This is a genomic window from Bartonella sp. AD13SXNS (assembly GCF_042196465.1).
In the GTDB taxonomy this organism is placed as follows: Bacteria; Pseudomonadota; Alphaproteobacteria; order Rhizobiales; family Rhizobiaceae; genus Bartonella.
In genome coordinates this window covers 46,278-65,029 of record NZ_JBHIQI010000004.1, presented here as the reverse complement: position 1 = coordinate 65,029, position 18,752 = coordinate 46,278, and the positions used below count along the sequence as shown (strand labels likewise).

The 18,752-nt window shown below is 36.6% G+C and carries 15 protein-coding genes and 1 other RNA gene; 7 read left to right on the top strand and 9 right to left on the bottom strand.

Features of this window, described 5'->3' with window-relative positions:
- Positions 1-638: 638 nt before the first annotated feature.
- From ACFIMQ_RS04310 to ACFIMQ_RS04275, 8 genes are all read right to left on the bottom strand, one after another.
- The gene (locus ACFIMQ_RS04310; protein ID WP_375703481.1) at positions 639-1,667 is read right to left on the bottom strand and encodes a YeiH family protein; all 1,029 of its coding nucleotides are present in this window, start codon (positions 1,665-1,667) and stop codon (positions 639-641) included.
- A 68-nt stretch (positions 1,668-1,735) separates the two neighbouring features.
- A complete protein-coding gene (recR, locus tag ACFIMQ_RS04305) occupies positions 1,736-2,341 on the bottom strand; it encodes a recombination mediator RecR (protein ID WP_375616427.1) in 606 nt (201 codons plus the stop codon).
- Positions 2,342-2,374: 33 nt separating this feature from the next.
- Positions 2,375-2,698, bottom strand: a complete 324-nt coding sequence (locus tag ACFIMQ_RS04300; protein ID WP_375703480.1) for a YbaB/EbfC family nucleoid-associated protein — start codon at positions 2,696-2,698, stop codon at positions 2,375-2,377.
- A gap of 14 nt (positions 2,699-2,712) precedes the next feature.
- Positions 2,713-4,653: a DNA polymerase III subunit gamma/tau gene (locus tag ACFIMQ_RS04295; RefSeq protein WP_375703479.1), complete on the bottom strand. Its 1,941-nt coding sequence runs from the start codon at positions 4,651-4,653 to the stop codon at positions 2,713-2,715.
- A 219-nt stretch (positions 4,654-4,872) separates the two neighbouring features.
- An RNA gene (ffs, locus tag ACFIMQ_RS04290) (signal recognition particle sRNA small type) lies at positions 4,873-4,970 on the bottom strand.
- Positions 4,971-6,577: 1,607 nt separating this feature from the next.
- On the bottom strand, positions 6,578-6,985 hold the full coding sequence (locus ACFIMQ_RS04285) for a hypothetical protein (RefSeq protein ID WP_375703478.1): 408 nt from the start codon (positions 6,983-6,985) through the stop codon (positions 6,578-6,580).
- Positions 6,986-7,535: 550 nt separating this feature from the next.
- Positions 7,536-8,399: a prephenate dehydratase gene (locus ACFIMQ_RS04280; RefSeq protein ID WP_375616423.1), complete on the bottom strand. Its 864-nt coding sequence runs from the start codon at positions 8,397-8,399 to the stop codon at positions 7,536-7,538.
- A complete protein-coding gene (locus ACFIMQ_RS04275; protein ID WP_375616422.1) occupies positions 8,396-9,127 on the bottom strand; it encodes a 3-deoxy-manno-octulosonate cytidylyltransferase in 732 nt (243 codons plus the stop codon). Before ACFIMQ_RS04275 ends, ACFIMQ_RS04280 begins: the two co-directional genes overlap by 4 nt.
- A gap of 104 nt (positions 9,128-9,231) precedes the next feature.
- Here ACFIMQ_RS04275 and ACFIMQ_RS04270 point away from each other — a divergent pair, with 104 nt between their 5' ends.
- On the top strand, positions 9,232-9,795 hold the full coding sequence (locus ACFIMQ_RS04270) for a c-type cytochrome (protein WP_375703477.1): 564 nt from the start codon (positions 9,232-9,234) through the stop codon (positions 9,793-9,795).
- Positions 9,796-11,350: 1,555 nt separating this feature from the next.
- Here ACFIMQ_RS04270 and ACFIMQ_RS04265 read toward each other — a convergent pair.
- Positions 11,351-12,106, bottom strand: coding sequence for a molybdopterin-synthase adenylyltransferase MoeB (locus ACFIMQ_RS04265; protein ID WP_375703476.1), 756 nt, complete (start codon positions 12,104-12,106; stop codon positions 11,351-11,353).
- Positions 12,107-12,193: 87 nt separating this feature from the next.
- Between ACFIMQ_RS04265 and gshB the strand changes: the two genes are divergently transcribed.
- The 6 genes from gshB to phoU all read left to right on the top strand — a co-directional run bounded on the left by gshB (position 12,194) and on the right by phoU (position 18,699).
- Positions 12,194-13,141 carry a glutathione synthase gene (gshB, locus tag ACFIMQ_RS04260; protein ID WP_375703475.1) on the top strand — a complete coding sequence of 316 codons (948 nt, stop codon included), beginning with the start codon at positions 12,194-12,196 and terminating at the stop codon, positions 13,139-13,141.
- Positions 13,142-13,274: 133 nt separating this feature from the next.
- Positions 13,275-14,321, top strand: a complete 1,047-nt coding sequence (locus ACFIMQ_RS04255) for a substrate-binding domain-containing protein (RefSeq protein WP_375703474.1) — start codon at positions 13,275-13,277, stop codon at positions 14,319-14,321.
- Positions 14,322-14,396: 75 nt separating this feature from the next.
- Complete coding sequence (gene pstC / locus ACFIMQ_RS04250; protein ID WP_375616417.1) at positions 14,397-15,857, top strand: phosphate ABC transporter permease subunit PstC; 1,461 nt, start codon at positions 14,397-14,399, stop codon at positions 15,855-15,857.
- Entirely contained in the window at positions 15,854-17,146 is a 1,293-nt protein-coding gene (gene pstA, locus ACFIMQ_RS04245; protein WP_375610532.1) for a phosphate ABC transporter permease PstA, read from the top strand. Before pstC ends, pstA begins: the two co-directional genes overlap by 4 nt.
- 50 nt (positions 17,147-17,196) lie before the next feature.
- On the top strand, positions 17,197-17,955 hold the full coding sequence (gene pstB, locus ACFIMQ_RS04240; protein WP_139412809.1) for a phosphate ABC transporter ATP-binding protein PstB: 759 nt from the start codon (positions 17,197-17,199) through the stop codon (positions 17,953-17,955).
- A 21-nt stretch (positions 17,956-17,976) separates the two neighbouring features.
- A complete protein-coding gene (gene phoU, locus ACFIMQ_RS04235) occupies positions 17,977-18,699 on the top strand; it encodes a phosphate signaling complex protein PhoU (protein WP_375703473.1) in 723 nt (240 codons plus the stop codon).
- Positions 18,700-18,752 lie beyond the last annotated feature (53 nt).

The window sequence follows — 18,752 nt, the reverse complement described above, 5'->3', positions numbered from 1 at the left end:
CAACAATATCTTTTTATGGGATAGAACGAGATGTTGATTTAATCCTTATTTTTTCACTTTTTGAATGAGTACCTTGAGTATTGTAAGATTCTCTTATTTTAAATCTACTTATGGTGAAACAATTAAAGTTATTAGCTTATATATTAGCAAGCGGAGTTAGTGTATGAATCAAAACTGTTGAAGAAAAGAATAAAAACTCCTTTCACGAATCGTTTAAATGTAAGAGTTGTCACAACTTGTAAGCTATCAAATAGTACGTTGATGCTACTTGTATTACATAGTAAGTAAAAGTAATTTAAAAGAGGAAAAGTTATGATCCCACATTTTTTCCAAATAAGAACATATTCTATCCGTCTTTGTATAAAAACCTCAGCGTAATGAGAGAAGATGAAAGAAATGGCATTGTTTTGTATGAGTTACATATTTTGATACTACCCCGTTGCAAATCATTATGGACTGAAAAACAAATTTGACAGTTTTCACTTAAATATCAGCTCTTTCAATTTTTTGTATAGAATATAGAATAATGAGCAGTATTTTAGAACTTTTTCTGGTTTATGAAAGAACTGATTTTAATAATAATGAGGACTTTGGGTTGATTGCATACTACGTTGAAAAAATAATAATCAATGCACATTTTAAAATGTTATATGATTTAAATCATTCAATTGTATCATGATAAGGCTACAAATACCGAGAATAATTATGGAGCAGGTTGAAGCCAAAATGACGCGCCATCCTGCTTTTTTTAGTGATCGGATATCAACACCTAATCCTAGTGCAGCCATTGAGATAACAGTAAACAACTGGGCAATAAATTTGATGGGATTGATAGCCTTTTCAGGGATAAGACCACTTGAGCGAACAAGCATCATGATAATAAAGCCAATGATAAACCATGGGACGAGGGTATGTAAACGCAAGCGTGTTTGTGCTGATCGGCGATAAATGATTGATAGAGTAAAAATAACAGGGCCTAACATGAGAACCCGTACTAATTTGACAATTGTTGCAATTTGGACGCTTACAAAAGAGATAGATGCTGTTGCTGCCAAAACTTGCGGTACAGCATAAACAACCATGCCAGCAAGCACGCCATATTGGCTAAATGACAAATTCAAAGATGGATGTAAAAAGGGTAGAAATAAAATAATAAGAACCCCTAAAAGAGCGGTAAAAGCAATTGATGCGGCTACATCGTCATGTTTTGCTTTTATGACAGGTGCAACGGCAACAATAGCTGAATTGCCACAAATAGCATTCCCACAAGCGACCAGCATTGCTAAATGTGTGGAAAGCCCGAAAAGTCGGCCGATGGTAAAGCTCAGGATAATCGTTACGAATATCACGAATATGATACTAGCAAGCAAATTCCAGCCAGCTGAAAGGACTGCGTTAATGCTAATGCTTGCTCCTAGAAGAACGATAGCAATTTCGAGAAGTGTTTTTGCACAAAAGGTGATACCTTTTTGAAAATATGTTGGCAAAGGAAAACAACTACGGATAATCGATCCTAAAAGAATTGCCAAAACAAGGCTTTCAAGCCATGCTTCTGCGAAAAGCTGTTTTTCTACAACTTCTAAACCATAAGCTAAGGCTGATATGAGTAAACATACTAAAATACCAGGACCAAAGTCGTTTAAAAGTGAGAGATGTTTTTTGATCATTTTAATATTTCCCCATAAAAAGAAATGATAGTAAATAAAACGAGATAACAGGTAAGAGAAAGAAATTTTTAAAGATTCGTTCGTGCTTGTACAGCTGCTGCTAAAGTTCCGTCATCAAGATAATCAAGCTCGCCTCCTACAGGAACACCATGAGCAAGTCGCGTAATTTTAACTGAAAAATTAGAAAGCTGATCGGTAATATAGTGAGCAGTTGTTTGTCCTTCGACAGTCGCATTGACAGCAAGAATAATCTCCGTAATAGGGTTTTGTACAACACGTTGTATTAAGGTGGCAATGTTGAGTTCGTCAGGACCTATTCCATCTAAGGGGGAGAGTCGTCCACCCAACACATGGTAACGTGCGGCTAAAGTTTTTGCGCGCTCAAGAGCCCACAGATCAGCAATATCCTCAACAACGATGATTGTTGTATCATCGCGGCGCGAATCTGTACAAATTGAACAAGGATCAACAGTATCGACATTTCCACAAACAGAACAAATGCCGACTTTTTCTATAGCTGCTTGTATTGCTGCTCCTAAAGGCTCCAGCAATGTCTCCTTTTTTTTGATAAGATGAAGCGCAGCACGACGTGCCGAACGTGGACCAAGACCTGGTATCCGTGCTAAAATTTGAATGAGACGTTCAATCTCAGGTCCTGCAATGTATTTAGACATATTTTTTTTGTTCCACGGAAAAAATCGGATTCATTAAAATGGAAGCTTGAAACCTGATGGGAGTGGTAGCCCTGCTGTCATGCTTTTAGTTTTTTCTTCCATAGCTATTTCAATTTTTGCTTTGGCTTCATTATGGGCTGCCATAACAAGGTCTTCAAGAATTTCAGATTCCTCCGGTTTGAGTAATGAAGGGTCAATTTGGATGGCGGTTATGGTATTTTTGCCGTTTAATGTAACACTGACAAGCCCACCGCCGGCAACACCAACCACTTGTAAATTCGCCATTTCCTCTTGAATTTGCTGCATTTTTTCTTGCATTTCTTTGGCTTTTTTCATCATGCTCATCATTTCACGCATAGGAAGAGGTATCCTTATTCATCATTGATATTACTGTTATTTTGAAAAATATCAGCATTTTTAAAGGTATTAGGAAGTAAATCAAGATCATTTTCTTTTTTATTGAGTCGAATATCGACAATTTTTGCTTCTGGGAAATGATTAAGGATTTTTGCGATGTCAGGATCTGTCTCTGCTTTGGAAAAAAGAGTCTTTTGAATCGCTATACTTTCCTCCTGTAAGGTTGGGCCACCTCCTTCATTGACAAAAGCTATTGTCCAGCGTTTTTTAGTCCATTGAGATATTTTTTTTTCTATATCATGAGCAAGAAATTGTGGAGTATTTTCAGAAAGTCTTAAGGTAATATGCCCAGCATCAAAAGAAACAGGATGAACAAATTCTTTAACAAGGAGTTTGAAAGGAACATCATTATGCTGTTCAGCTAATTTAACAATATCGTGCAAGGAATTAATCACTAGAGTTTTAGGTTCAGCAATCTCTTCTGTTATTTGTGTGACACAATGCGATAAATTTTCAATCTTTTCAGAAAGATCAGTAGATTGAAAAGTTTCAAGAGTTTTTGTTACTTCGTGGGCGTTGGTTTTTTCAGGATTTTGATTTTTAACTAAATTTTCCGGTTGTAAGGAATTATCTAATTGGCTTTTCAAGGATGTTTTTAAATCTGATAGATCGGGTAATGTATTGGTAACGCTTGAGAAAGTATGGGCATCGACCGTTGTTTCTTTTGTTATATTATTTGCATTCGTAGATTCTTGATGAGAAGAGTTTGTAACGAGTGTGAGGGGTGTTTTTTCTTGCGTAAGCTTTTTTAAAGCTTCATCAAGAGTTGGTAGGTCAGCCGTGTGAGCAAGACGAATTAAAAGCATTTCAGCGGCTTGAAGTGGACGTGCAGTTTGATTAACTTCCTGTAAGCCTTTGAGTAACATTTGCCAGTTTCGGGATAAAACAGGAACGGAAAGTTTTTTTGAAAAGTCTAAACTTCTTAAACGTTGTTCTTCAGTTAGTGAGAAATCTTCCACTATTTCTGGTGTAAAACGTAAACGTGTGACCAGATGATTAAAATCGGCTAGTTCTGTCAATATAGTAAGAGGATCAGCACCTGCATCATATTGACTGCGTAATTCATGTAATGCATTGACAACATTACCCTTCATGATAAATTCAAAGAGATCGATAATACGTGCTTGATCAGCTAACCCTAACATTGTACGCACTTCAACAGCATTAACATTGCCATTGCTATGGGCAATCGCTTGATCAAAAATGGATAATGCATCACGTGCAGAGCCTTCTGCAGCACGAACAATCATAGAGAGTGCTTGCTCTTCTACTTCTACCTTTTCATATTTTGCAATTTGGCGCAAATGCGCACTCAAAGCTTTTGATTCAATACGTCGCAAATCGAAACGTTGGCAACGTGAAAGGATTGTAATAGGAACTTTGCGAATTTCTGTTGTGGCAAAAATAAATTTTACATGGGATGGTGGTTCTTCAAGAGTTTTCAACAAACCATTAAAGGCTTGTGTTGAGAGCATATGGACTTCATCGATAATATAAACCTTATAACGCGCAGAAACAGGACGATAGCGTATTTGTTCAATAATTTCACGAATATCGTCAATGCCCGTATGAGAAGCGGCATCCATTTCTATAACATCAATATGGCGTCCTTCGATAATTTGTACGCAATGTTCACCAAGAGAGTCTAATATGGTTGTTGGTTGGTCAATATCTTTTGTTTTATAATTGAGCGCACGTGCCAAAATACGTGCTGTTGTGGTTTTACCTACGCCACGAATTCCTGTTAACATCCACGCTTGTGCAATACGACCTTTTTCGAAGGCATTGGTGAGAGTACGCACCATAGCTTCTTGACCAATGAGATCAGAGAAGTTTTGTGGTCGATATTTACGAGCAAGAACACGATAGGCTGTTTCTACCGGTACACTTTCCATGAATGTTTCCAACTTCGAAGTTTGTTATGCGTATATTTTGATAATACAAAAGCATAGGTCAATACTGTACTCTCATATAAAAGGATTTTTTCTTAATCAAATTATTTATGGGAGCCTTTATTTAAAGACAATCAAAACCCTCTACTCACTGCATACAGCCACTCTGAAGATTAAAAATACCTCGCTAAAAGACAGCATAAAAATAATTTCTTCAGCAAAATAGGAGGTCGGCACGATGACCCGTACCAGAACCCGTTGGGGCTGCTTCTTTCCAGACCTGACCCAGTTGGCGAGTAGTTCGTCCACCACCAACCTCCCAAGTTCATATTGTCGATTTGGAATGAAAAATCAAGCTCGGAAACGAAAAATATCCTAAGAACGACAAAGAATTTTCCTTTGCGTTTAATTTATTGACATATAAACAACAAAGAGATTGAGGATTGATCAGTTTTCATAGCAGGAGTTTTTCATATTTATTGGGGATGAAAATATTTTTTTCGTTTAAGATAATATGAATGTATAATTATAATCATTCGTTCAAACTTGCCTGTAAGAATTTTAGGATAGCTCCGTCTGTTCTAAAATTATAAAGTTGAATCATTAAAATTTGCAACGGCAAAAAAGGAAAATAAAGCATATAGATCGTGCAGTGAGTTAAAATAAGAAATTTAGAGGAAGAATATTGTTGATGAATAATTATAAATACTAATTTAATAGTATCGCTCTTCTCATACAAAACAGAGCACTTCAAACAGAATACATTTAATGTTGTACATTCATGCTTTTACAAGAAATATTTTTCAATACTTTTAATTCGATTTCATCACATCACTTGTAAAGTGTATACATACTGCTTCTGAGGTATAAATCCATTGAGAAATTCCATCTTTACGTTTGTGAAGAAGCACGCCGGCACCATCATTAATATTTGCCAACTCGTGGGTGTTGCAACAGCCCTTGGTACTTAAGACGGTTCATAAAAGCCATTTTTACTCCTTTCTTATACAGTTTTTATCTCCACACTCGTCCCGCTTGTGACGTGCAAGGAGATGGTTTTGATTGATTCAAGATAAACAAGTTTGCAATGAGAGAATCTTACGATATTCAGGACTCTTATTTAATATGCAGAACAGAGAATTATATTTATAAATCAATATTTTGACTTATAAGAAAATTTCATCATTTCTATAGTGAATGAGCATATCAAGTACGTAATATTTTTTCTTTTAACATATATGAATGTAAATACTGAGTAGATGTTACCGCTCTTTTTTCTTGAGTGCTTATTTTCTTAATTAAAAAACATTGATACTCATCACAAAATAGATCAATGTATGAGTTCTCATTATTTGAGAAAGATTTCATATATCTTTTAAGGGCTGTACTTATGCAAGAGATGCAGCATTAAAAGCTATAGAATAATAAGGGTGGCACAGATTTATGACTTCATAACTGTAAAAACGGTATTTTATATACACGACATTTTATAGCTTTAAATAATTAGATTTTTTAAAGAGAAGAGAAAAGCGAGATGAGTTTTTTACAAAAAGCTTGAATGAATATGATTAAAAATGCAGTGAGGAATACGTCTATAAAGAAATTTTTTCTTCTCTTCTTAATCTATAAGCGATTTCTGTATGGTGTGCTTTATATTATTTAAAATGAAGCAGTTGCGAAGGTAAAAGTTATATTCTTATTTAAAACTTAGCTCTGATGGTAGAGAGTACAGAACAATTTAAGTTTAGTCATTTAGTTGTCGCAAAAGTTCTTTAATATCTAACCTTATGAGCAGCTTAAGGTTTTCCATATCAGTACAAAACACCTCTTCAGCGATAAGTTTTAATAGCTCATTATGCCCTATTTTGAAAAAAAACACCTGAAAAAAGAATAACTCTACTCAAATTTAGATGCTATAGAAATATTGTTAATCATAATCTCCTGTGTCACAATGTGTTCCAATAACTTTTTTCTTCGTAATATTTTTAAAAATATAATGTCCTGACGAAGGAAAACTTATATGAAGAGATTTTATATTTTTTAGGGTAAAGATCTTTTTTTCTTTATCATGGGTTATTTTCTTTTCATCATCAACAACAATTTTCAATTTGTTTAAATCGGAAGGAGTGGAGTACGATAAAGTAAAGGATACTTTCTTCGGTTCAAACACCTCGCAAGAATATTCAGCTCCTTGACGGACTATATCGGAGGGGATAATTGTAACACTTTCATCTGGCGCAAAAAACCATTTGTTCTCACCAAAACCAGCAAATGCAACACTAGAGTAGACGAGAATATTTGCAGCTAACAATCCTTGCGTGAAGATTTTTTTCATTATCCTCTCTTTTTTCTTAAAACAGGATGAATTATAAATCAGTTTTTATAAATATGAAAGTTAGAATTTAATATCAAAAGTAGGGATAAGTTGCATTTTCTAGCTTTAAATCATGTCCAGAATGACTTCTCTCAGAGGTTTGAATGCTCTGTTATGCATATACTCTGATGGATAATTTACATTATTTTTAGACTTAAATTAGAAGTTCATTATTTTTATTGGAATAAATTGTCATAGGAAATGATCCTTCGCAAGAATTTTCTTGATATATGAAAGTGAAATAGATGGTACAAGCGTTTTATTTCCTGTTTTTGCTAGAGTTTCTTTAATATTGGTCTTTGTACGAGTTAAATTGCTGTTTTTCATGATATAATTTGTGAGAAAATATTATGAAAATAATTTATATATTCTGTTATGCGTTGTTTTTTCTTCTTTAGTGTTCATGAAGGATGTTTATGAGAAAAAACGAGTTTCTCCAAGACACATTACGTCATGGGATTGTTACGATTCTTTTCGATATAAGCAAAAAATGATGGTAGCTTAATTTCTTTTATATATGCGATGCTCGATCATTTTGTGCTGGATAAGTACCGATAATGCGCAATTCTGCAGAAAAGAAAGACAACTCTTCTAAGGCAAGTTTCATCATAGGATCTTCAGGATGTCCTTCAATGTCAACAAAGAATTGTGTTGCATTGAAATTTCCACCAATTTGATAGCTTTCTAATTTTGTCATATTAATACCATTCGTCGCAAATCCTCCTAGTGTTTTATAAAGGGCTGCAGGGACATTGCGCACGCGAAAAAGAAGACTTGTGATGATTTTTTCGCCATTTTGGGGTTTGGGCACACGTTTTTGAGAACGCGAAAGGATGACAAAACGAGTAATATTATGAGGACTATCTTCAACATTTTTTTCAAGAATATCAAGTCCGTAGAGTTCTGCTGCTATCAGAGGCGCTAAGGCCGCTTGTGAACGTTGAGCACTTTTTTTTATAAACTTTGCAGCTCCAGCGGTATCCGCAGAAACAACAGGTTCCCAACCATTGTTTCGTATGATTTTTCGGCATTGTGCTAGGGCATGCGTATGACTGTGGACGGTTTTAATTTCATCATGTGTAACACCTGGTAGAACCATGAGTTGAAAATGGATAGGCAAAAAATACTCACCAATGATATAAAGGGAAGAGTGCGGTAAGAGGTGATGAATATCCGCAACACGGCCAGCAAGAGTATTTTCAATAGGAATCATAGCAAGATCAGCTTGCCCGTTTTCCACTAAGTTGAGCGCATCTTCAAAAGTAGTAGAGGGTACAGCATCCATATTGGGAAACATATTGAGGCACGCTGTATGAGAATTGGCGCCGTATTCTCCTTGGAAGGAAATTTTATTGGTTTTTTTAAGTGTCTTCATGCTAAAATTTTTCGTACCCTTTCAAGATCACGTTGTGTATCGACGCTTAAGGGGATTGTATCCACTATTTCTACATCAATACGCATGTTATGCTCTAATGCGCGTAATTGTTCAAGTTTTTCACGTTGCTCAAGTGGCGAGGGTTTGAATGATACAAATTTCTCAAGTGCTTCGCGCCTATAGGCGTATATTCCAATATGGTGATAAAGAGGACCATCTCCATAGGGTGCTGTGGCGCGAGTAAAATAAAGAGCACGAAGGCGATTTTGAGAAAGCGGTGTCCCAATGATCTTGACAACATTGGGATCTCTTGTTTCATTTTCTTCAATGATTTGAGCACCCAAGGTTGCAATATCGGTAAAGCTATTTTCTAAAGGGCGTAGTGCATGAATGATTTCATGAGGCGTTATCGTTGGGAGGTCACCTTGTATATTTAAAATGGCGTTGTAGCGTTGTGCAGGATCAATGCGCATTAAAGCTTCATAAATACGATCAGATCCAGACTTATGATCACAAGATGTCATGATGTATTCATGTCCATAAGCTGTAACGGCTTCAGCAATATCATGATGATCTGTTGCAACGATGGTTCGACCTAATGCGGCTTTTTTTGCTTGTTCTGCGACATGAACAATCATCGGCTTTCCAGCGATTTCAGCGAGAGCTTTTTGAGGTAGACGGGTTGAGCCCATACGGGCAGGAATAAGAATAATTGGTTCAAGAGCCATTGCAAGATTCCAAACGTCGTCTGTGGTGCATTTAGGATGTTGTGTGTTATAAAGAAAAAGCTTATACTAAAAATGGTAATGAAACCATGAACATTTGAGTTTTTATGAATCGCTGGAGAGTTATCTATTTTGTTTCTGCTTGTTTATGTGTGTTGGTCATTGTTGTGGGAATTTCCACACTCAGCAATATAGTTTATGATCAGCCTACATCGGTTCAATATTATCATACAGTTACCAAGAACGATATATTTAAAGAAAAACAGAAAGCAACTGATGTTTCTCTATCACTAAATAGCCGCCTTCAACAAGGTAATTTTGAAAATGGGCGTAAAGTTTTTCGCCAATGTGCCATATGCCATACTTCTGGACGCAATGAAGCAGGGCGTGTAGGTCCAGTTCTTTGGGAAATTGTTGACCGCCCTTTGGCATCAGCAGCAGGTTTTGCATATTCACGGGTATTGCGTGCGCACTCTGATCAAAAATGGGATTTTGTAACGTTAGATCGTTATTTGCGTTCTCCACGTGAAGCATTTCCGGGGACCATTATGTCTTTTCGTGGAATTAAAAATGACCAAGATCGTGCCGATCTTTTGCTTTATTTACGCAGTCTATCGGATCATCCCGTTCCTTTACCAATGGATAATAACAAAGCGAACGAGCTAAAATAACGTACATTATAGATGTTTAGTTTAGAAAGAAGTCTATTTTTTTGTAATTTTGATTTCAAGGTTTTATCAAAAGAGCTCTTACCGATGTTTTAATAAGGGAAACACTTCTCTCATTGCAAAACAGAACATATTTAACCTTGCACATTCACCCACTTTTTTTAAAGAGATTTTTCTCGATGCTTCCCACGCCCATTTCACGATGGCACTCGTGAATGGGATAATCTATAGGGCTCCATCATATTATTCCAGTTCCTAATGTTGCAATAGTCTTTGTTTATTCAGATAGTTTATAAAGGGCATTTTTACTTCTGTTTTACATATTTTTATTCACATGCTATTCCCCCTTATGGGGTGTGATTTGATTGAGTGAATATAAAGAAATGAAATAAAAAAAATTACGGTATTTGAGGCGCTCACTTAATATATGAAGCAATAGATTATAAATCAGTGTGTGTCTGTGATGAGGAAAAAAATTATTGAAAATGGTCCAACAAATCAAGAATTCTAAAATTTCTAACAGCATACAAAAGAAATTGTTGGCAATAAATCTAAGGGACAACTTCTTTAAACAGATAGGAATGCACCTATCTGGTGCAAAGTAAAAATTTGTGTTTGGTTCCTAGTTAAAAAGAATTTTTACAGTGAATAAAAGGATTATGTGATGCTGTTAGGGTACAGATATTATAATTCGTGTTGGTTAAACACTTGAAATTATACAGAGAGATCTCAGGAAAAACAACATTGGAGTTTACACTTATACGAATGTTGTTTTTTAAGGTGCAGATCACTTTTTATAATATTGACATGAGCAATTTTATTTATAAGAAAATACGTTCTTTATGGAGGAGTATTCAGATTTTTTTTAAGATTGGTTTGCTTCACTTTCTCCACATATACTTGTAAGTGAAATTATTGCTGAAGAATTGTCAATTTATGAACTACAATTTTTTACTTTTGAATGCGATGATTTTATGATTGAAGCTCTGCGTGAAGTTAATCTTTTCTCTTCTATGCGCCATTATTACCTCTGTATTTTTTAGGAACAGAGCAAATGGATTGCTCTGATGTTTGATAAACTAAACGTTTTGTCTTGATGCAAGCGTGCAGACATTTTTACATCATTAATAACTAAAGTATCACGAGGTTATCTGTTTATGGGGTATGATTTAGAGTTATTAAAGCGCTGTCACATGAAGAGGTTATTATGCGTGAATGGAGAGAGAGTTGAATATGGTCCTGCTGAGTGTATTTTTATTCCCCTCAAAAATTCTTTACATAAGAACACTGATGGCAGCTACGTTTGCACGAATATCTAATCGTTTATAAAAGATGACATGAAATTACGCTGATAATTCATTATAAAGAAGGATTTTTTCTACAAAAGGTTTTCAATATTTGCGATAAGATTAATAGTTTTCATTGCATGTAGAGTTCCAATGGCGCTAAGTAAAATATCGCTATTTCCAGTTTTAGAATATGCTAAAAGAATATAAGAGAACAGAAGAGAGAACATCATCAAGATTCTCCAAAATTCTTAAGAGCTACGGCATTTTCTTTAATAATTTGAGCGTTTATAAGTAATAATATTAAATTGCGCTAATAATCCATTATAGAGAAGAATCTTTCCTACTAATGGCTCTCCGATGTTTGTGATCATTTTAATAACTTCCATTGCTTGTAGGGTTCCAATAACGCCGGGTAAAACACCGATGATTCCAGCTTCAGCGCATGTTGGAATAGTATCGGGAGCAGGAGGCGTGGGAAATAAATCGCGATAGTGAGGATTATTGTCTTTATATGGCATAAGGACGGTTAATGAGCCATTAAAACGTTCTACAGCACCACTTATTAGAGGTTTTTTACATTGGGCAGCGTGATCAGCAAGAAGATAGCGTGTCGTAAAATTATCACTTCCATCAACAATGATGTGGTAAGCATTGAGCAGTTTATCCACATTACTGTTATCTAAGCGTAGGGTGTGTTTTTCAACTACGACATGGGGATTTATTGCTTTTATAGTGGTTTCAGCACTGTCTGTTTTGCTTTTGTTCATTGCATTTGTTTTATGAATAACTTGGCGTTGTAAATTAGAAAGTGAAACGATGTCGTTATCGATAATTCCAAGGGTTCCAACACCTGCGGCAGCCAAATAGGTTAAGACAGGAGCCCCAAGACCACCAGCGCCCACAACAAGAACACGTGCTTTTTTTAGCTTTTGTTGCCCTGCACCACCAATCTCAGGCAAAATGATGTGGCGTGCATAGCGTTCGATTTCTTCGTTGCTTAATTTTGTATCTGTTTCTTGTGTCATAAATTTTCTCTTGTCATAGTTCTTTTATTGTTTACTAAGTTTATGATGCATAGACCAGTCTGCTTTTAGGATAGGGAGGATTTATTTATGAAAATTGCCATTCAGATGGATCATATTTCAACAGTTCGGATTCAGGGAGATACGACATTTGCACTCGCTTTAGCAGCACAAGAACGTGGACATTCTCTCTTCCATTATACACCAGATCGTTTATCTCTATGCGATGGTTGTGTGATTGCACGACTAGAGCCATTGATTATACATGATAAAGAGGGAAGCCACTATCAATTAGAAAAGCCTGTTCGCACGGAATTAACAGATATGGATGTGGTTCTTTTACGCCAAGATCCCCCTTTTGATCTCAATTATATCACAACAACCCATTTGTTAGAGCGTATTCATCCTAAAACACTCGTTGTGAATGATCCCGCATGGGTACGCAACAGTCCAGAAAAAATTTTTGTTACTGAATTTTCTGATCTGATGCCAGAAACATTAATTACCAAAGATATTGAAGAAATAACAGCTTTTAGAGAGACATTTGGCGATATTATTGTTAAACCACTTTATGGAAATGGGGGCGCTGGTATTTTTTATTTAAAACAAGATGATCGTAATTTAGCATCATTGTTGGAAATGTTTGCAGAAATTTATCACGAACCTTTTATTGTTCAGCGCTATTTAGAGGCAGTACGAAAAGGAGATAAAAGGATTATTTTGCTTGATGGTACACCTGTTGGAGCTATTAATCGAATTCCGACAGAAACAGATGTGCGCTCTAATATGCATGTTGGAGGTCGCGCGGAAAATGTTGAGTTAACAAAACGTGATTATGAGATTTGTGAACGCATTGGTCCAGCCTTAAAGGAACGAGGTCTTCTTTTTGTGGGGATTGATGTGATTGGAGATTATATAACAGAAATCAATGTGACGTCTCCTACGGGAATTCGTGAAATTAAACGCTTCTGCGGTACAGATGTTGCTCATTTGTTTTGGGATGTTATTGAGTTCAAGCGTTCAAATGAATTTATTTGACAGAGGACAAAAACATGGTTTTAAAAAAATGATCCATGTTGTTTTTTATATTTGTTATGTTGCAAATGTGAACTAGAATGACCGTATGATATAAATTAAGAGGCTTTGTTTCCAATTTTTAGGGAGTTTATAGATGAACAGAGTATTATCAATTGGAGTGGGATTGATTTTTGCGCTACTGCTGTCAGCAAATGGAGGCAATGCGCGCGATCAAATACAGATTACTGGTTCATCTACAGTTTTACCTTATCAAAAGATTGTTGCTGAAACATTTGGAGAAATTTATCCCCATTTTAAGGTTCCTGTTATCGAATCGGGAGGAACAGGAGCTGGTATTAAGGAATTCTGCCGTGGTATTGGGGAGAACACTGTTGATATTGTTAATGCTTCGCGAGCAATGAAACCGAGTGAATTACAGTCTTGTTTTGATGCTGGTGTAAAAGATGTTGAGGAAATACGTATTGGGTATGATGGCATTGTTTTTGCAACAGATATTAAGGGGCCTGATTGGAAATTACAGCCAGTAGATGTTTATAAAGCCCTTGCTGCTCGAATTATTATAGACGGAAAATTGCAACCGAATAATTTTTTGAAATGGAGTACAGTTAATAGTGCTCTTCCTGATTGGACGATAGCAGCGTATATTCCTGGAGAGAAGCATGGGACACGTGAAGTTTTTGAGGAAAAATTACTTATTGAGGGGTGTAAAGAGAGTGGGGCAGTTGAGGTGATGAAGTCTTTAGGAATGGATGATAAGGAGATACACACTGCTTGTATTGCTGTACGTAAGGATGGAAAAGCGGTTGATATTGATGGTGATTATTCTGAAACATTTGCGCGTTTAACTTCTAATAAAACAGGGGTTGGTATTTTTGGTTTGTCTTTTTATCAAAATAATGCTGATAGGCTAAAGGTTGCCGATATTAACGGTTTTGCGCCAACAGTTGAGACGATTTCTAGTGGACAATATCCAGTTTCTCGTCCACTTTTTTTCTATATTAAGAAAGCACATTTAGGTATTATTTCAGGTTTGCGAGAGTATGTTGATTTTTTTCTTTCTGATCAAATGATTGGTCCAGAGGGTCCTTTGGCTGAATATGGTTTGATTGTTTCTCCTGAAAAGGAACGTCAAGCACAGCGTTCTGATTTTTCTGCTGGTCGAGTAATGACATTGAAATAATTTGCAGGGAAAATTTGTTGGATTTCTGGGATAGGAAATTTGGGTGTTATTTTTTTATAAAAACTGAAAGATAAAATGCGCATTTCCTTCATTATTTTGCTGTTATTAATTCTTGGATTTTGTGGCTTTTGTATTTCTTATATGCGCGCACGCTTTCTTGAATACAGACGACATAAAATGCATTCTCGTGCGTATTATTATGGCTGGTGGACATTTTTGATTACTGTTATTCCAGCTTTTATTTTTTTAATTTTTTGGGATGCTGGGAGTACAATTTATTTAGAATATAATGCCTCTCAAGAGCTTGAGGCATATAGTGCGCATATAACAGAGCCTGTAAATCATGATCTACTTTGGGAGACTCTTCGAAGTCTTGCCAAAATGCTTCATCACTTTGAAGGGGATCTTTCTACCGCTTCCTATAAGACAGTGCAGGCACAATTATTCGCGAAGGGATTTGTTTTACCTGATGAAGTATCGGATGATGTGTACAAAATGGCACAGTCATGGGTATTTTCTTCTGAAAAGCTTCAGTTCATTGGTTATGGTTTCCTTTTTGCTATTGCATTCTTTGGTTTTATCTGTGGAATAATGCAAATTGCTCCTCATCAGCGTGCGCGTAATAAGGTTGAATCTTTGATTATTATTGGACTGGTTTGTGCTTCTATCGTTGCTATCTTGACGACAATAGCCATTGCACTTTCTATGTTTTTTCAGACAATAAGCTTTTTTCAGTCTGTATCTTTTTCAAATTTCTTTTTAGGAACGGTTTGGGATCCGCGTTTTTCCGCGAGCGGTTCAAGCGGTGAAGTAGGACAATTTGGTTTAATACCACTTCTTGCTGGTACGCTTTATATTGCATTTGTTGCCATGCTTTTTGCTGTACCTATAGGATTATTTTCAGCTCTTTATATGGCCGAGTATGCTTCTTCGCGATTGCGAGCAATTGTGAAGCCATTGTTAGAAGTTCTTGCTGGCATTCCAACGATTGTTTATGGCTTTTTTGCTTTGAAGGTTGTAGGACCATTTTTACGAGATCTCTCTGCTTCTCTCTCAGACGGGGTTAGTTTTATTATGGCGCAAAGTGTTTTGACTGCTGGAGTTGTGATGGGAATTATGTTGATTCCTTTTGTTTCCTCTTTGTCGGATGATGTTATAACAGCTGTTCCACGCATTTTACGTGAAGGTTCTTATGGTTTAGGAGCAACACAATCTGAAACAATTAAGAAAGTCGTTATACCGGCAGCGCTTCCAGGGATTATGGGAGCAATTTTGTTGACAGCATCGCGTGCAATTGGTGAAACAATGATTGTGGTTTTGGCGGCGGGTGTTGCTGCAAACTTAACACTCAATCCTTTCGAAGCAATGACGACGATGACAGTTAAGATTGTTAATCAATTGACTGGTGATTTTGAGTTTAACTCTCCACAAACTTTGGTGGCTTTTGCATTAGGAATGACACTCTTTGTCATGACACTTTTGATGAATATTCTAGCTCTTTATATTGTGCGTAAATATCGGGAACAATATGAATGAATGAAAAAATTCTTTTGCCTCGTCGCAATATTAGCCTCAAACGTCGGTATTGGGCTGAACGTCGTTTTCGTGCCTATGGTTTGATTGCCATTTTTATTGGTTTGTTTTTTTTATTTGCGCTTTTATGGTCTATCATTAGTCAAGGTTATACAGCCTTTTTGCAGAGTCAAATGACATTATCGATTTATTTGGATGAAAAGATTATTGATCCAGGTGGTCAACATAAAACAAATCCACAGGTCCTCATAATGGCGAATTATCCAATTCTTGTACGCAATGCGTTAGCCAAGAAACTTGATATCGATCAAAATGATCGAGCCTCTCTGCGGGATGTTAGCCGTATGTTTTCAAGTGGTGTACGTGTTCAACTCCGTGAAATGGTGACAAAGAATCCAAGACTGATTGGCACAATGCAAAAAATCAAAGTTTTGGCAGCTGCGGATATCGATTCTGCTTATAAGGGGCAGATTGATCTGCATGTAGCAGAAAAAAACCGTAAAGTTTCTAATCGGCAAATAGAATGGATAAAGCGTTTAGCGCATGATGGTACGCTTTATAAAACATTTAATGTTGGTTTTTTTACACTTGGCGCTTCAAGTCGTCCTGAGACTGCTGGGTTAGGGGTTGCGATTATTGGTTCTCTTTATATGATAGGCATTGTTTTATTGGTTTCACTTCCGATAGGCATAGCAACGGCTCTTTATTTGGAAGAATATGCACGTAAAAATAAATTTACAGATTTTATCGAAGTTAATATCAATAATCTTGCAGCTGTTCCTTCGATTGTCTTTGGTCTTTTAGGACTCGCGGTTTTTATTAATTTTTTGGGATTACCACGTTCCGCTTCTTTTGTTGGAGGTCTTGTTTTAGCGCTCATGACTCTCCCCACGATTATTATTGCAACACGTTCTGCTTTGCGTGCTGTTCCTCTCTCTATTCGTGCAGCAGCTTTAGGTTTGGGGGCATCAAAAACACAAATGATTTTTCATCATGTTATTCCTTTAGCTGCGCCTGGTATTTTGACAGGTACAATTATTGGAGTAGCTCAGGCTTTGGGTGAAACTGCGCCTTTGCTTTTGATTGGAATGGTTGCTTTTGTTGTTAATATTCCTACGACTCCCATGGATCCAGCAACAGCGTTGCCTGTTCAAATTTTTATGTGGGCAGGTGAAGCAGAGCGCGCTTTTGTTGAAAAGACGTCAGGGGCTATTATTGTATTAATGATTTTTCTTGCGATCATGAATATTTCTGCGGTTTTTTTACGTCGACGATTTGAACGCCGCCAATAATTTTAATAAAATAACAATTTCGATAAGATTTTTGTAAGGTGAGTTTTGTAATGAAGATTAAAATGCGTGGTCAGGATGTGAAGGTTTCTTATGGAGACAAAGAGGCACTCCATGGTATTACACTTGATATTCCTGAACATCAAGTGACTGCTTTGATTGGTCCATCAGGATGCGGGAAGTCAACTTTTTTGCGTTGTTTTAACCGTATGAATGATACAATTGAAGGTGCTAAAATAACGGGTCTTATTACCTTAGATGGGGAGAATATTTATGATCAGAGGATTGATGTTGTAGAATTGCGTGCTCGTGTTGGAATGGTTTTTCAAAAGCCTAGTCCTTTTCCAAAATCTATATTTGAGAATGTTGCGTATGGTCCACGCATTCACGGTTTGGTTAAAACACGCTCTGAATTGCATGATGTGGTTGAAAAGAGTTTGAGGCAGGCAGGTTTGTTTGAGGAAGTAAAAGACCGTCTTCATGATCTTGGAACAAGTTTATCGGGGGGACAACAACAGCGTTTGTGTATTGCACGTGCTATTGCGGTTAGTCCTGAAGTTATTTTGATGGATGAGCCTTGTTCAGCTCTTGATCCCATTGCGACAGCACGGATTGAAGAGCTTATCGATGCGTTACGGCAAAATTATACAATTGTTATTGTAACACATTCCATGCAACAGGCCGCACGTGTTTCTCAATATACGGCTATGTTTCATTTAGGGCATTTGGTAGAAGTTGGTGCGACTGAAATGATCTTTACCTCACCAAAAGAGCAACGGACGCAAGATTATATTACGGGGCGTTTTGGATAGGTGAATTGAGGAGTGTAAGATATGTCTATGAAACATACTGTCCGTTCTTATGATGCAGAACTAAAATATTTGAGAGTAAGGATTACAGAAATGGGGAGCCATGCAGAAAGGATGATTGAACGTTCTGTCGCATCGGTTGTGTGTAGTGATCTTCAACTTGCAACGACAGTGATTGCCGATGATGTGTTTTTAGATGAAGCAGAACGTGACATTGATGAAAAAGCGGTTGCTATTATATGCAAACGCCAGCCGATGGCTGTCGATTTGCGTGAAATTATTGGAGCTATTCGTATTTCTTCTGATCTTGAGCGGATTGGGGATATGGCCAAAAACATTGCTAAGAGGACTGTTGCACTTTCAGAAATACGTCAATCTGCGTCCTTTTATCATGGACTTGAAACAATTACAGCTTTAGCGCTCAATCAATTAAAAGAAGTGTTAAATGCTTATACGAGTCGCCTATTAGAGCGTGTTGACGCTGTGCGGGAGCGCGATGAAAAGATTGATGCTTTGTATACTTCTCTTTTTCGTGAACTTTTGACGTATATGATGGAAGATATGCGCAATATTACGGTTTGTACGCACTTACTGTTTTGTTTAAAAAATATTGAACGAATTGGTGATCATGTTACCAATATTGCTGAAATGTTGCATTATATCATAACGGGTTATCATATGTCTTCTGATCGTCCTCGCGATGATCTTACTTATAAAGTTGGGGTAGGAGAGAAGAAAATAGATTAAAATTTTTCTTAGATGTATAAAATAGGTTTGTAGATCTATGGGGCATTTTCTTA

Coding starts and splice junctions, on each gene's coding strand:
- ACFIMQ_RS04310 (WP_375703481.1), bottom strand. CDS start 1,667: ATGATCAAAAAACATCTCTCACTTTTAAACGACTTTGGTCCTGGTATT.
- recR (WP_375616427.1), bottom strand. CDS start 2,341: ATGTCTAAATACATTGCAGGACCTGAGATTGAACGTCTCATTCAAATT.
- ACFIMQ_RS04300 (WP_375703480.1), bottom strand. CDS start 2,698: ATGCGTGAAATGATGAGCATGATGAAAAAAGCCAAAGAAATGCAAGAA.
- ACFIMQ_RS04295 (WP_375703479.1), bottom strand. CDS start 4,653: ATGGAAAGTGTACCGGTAGAAACAGCCTATCGTGTTCTTGCTCGTAAA.
- ACFIMQ_RS04285 (WP_375703478.1), bottom strand. CDS start 6,985: ATGAAAAAAATCTTCACGCAAGGATTGTTAGCTGCAAATATTCTCGTC.
- ACFIMQ_RS04280 (WP_375616423.1), bottom strand. CDS start 8,399: ATGAAGACACTTAAAAAAACCAATAAAATTTCCTTCCAAGGAGAATAC.
- ACFIMQ_RS04275 (WP_375616422.1), bottom strand. CDS start 9,127: ATGGCTCTTGAACCAATTATTCTTATTCCTGCCCGTATGGGCTCAACC.
- ACFIMQ_RS04270 (WP_375703477.1), top strand. CDS start 9,232: ATGAATCGCTGGAGAGTTATCTATTTTGTTTCTGCTTGTTTATGTGTG.
- ACFIMQ_RS04265 (WP_375703476.1), bottom strand. CDS start 12,106: ATGACACAAGAAACAGATACAAAATTAAGCAACGAAGAAATCGAACGC.
- gshB (WP_375703475.1), top strand. CDS start 12,194: ATGAAAATTGCCATTCAGATGGATCATATTTCAACAGTTCGGATTCAG.
- ACFIMQ_RS04255 (WP_375703474.1), top strand. CDS start 13,275: ATGAACAGAGTATTATCAATTGGAGTGGGATTGATTTTTGCGCTACTG.
- pstC (WP_375616417.1), top strand. CDS start 14,397: ATGCGCATTTCCTTCATTATTTTGCTGTTATTAATTCTTGGATTTTGT.
- pstA (WP_375610532.1), top strand. CDS start 15,854: ATGAATGAAAAAATTCTTTTGCCTCGTCGCAATATTAGCCTCAAACGT.
- pstB (WP_139412809.1), top strand. CDS start 17,197: ATGAAGATTAAAATGCGTGGTCAGGATGTGAAGGTTTCTTATGGAGAC.
- phoU (WP_375703473.1), top strand. CDS start 17,977: ATGTCTATGAAACATACTGTCCGTTCTTATGATGCAGAACTAAAATAT.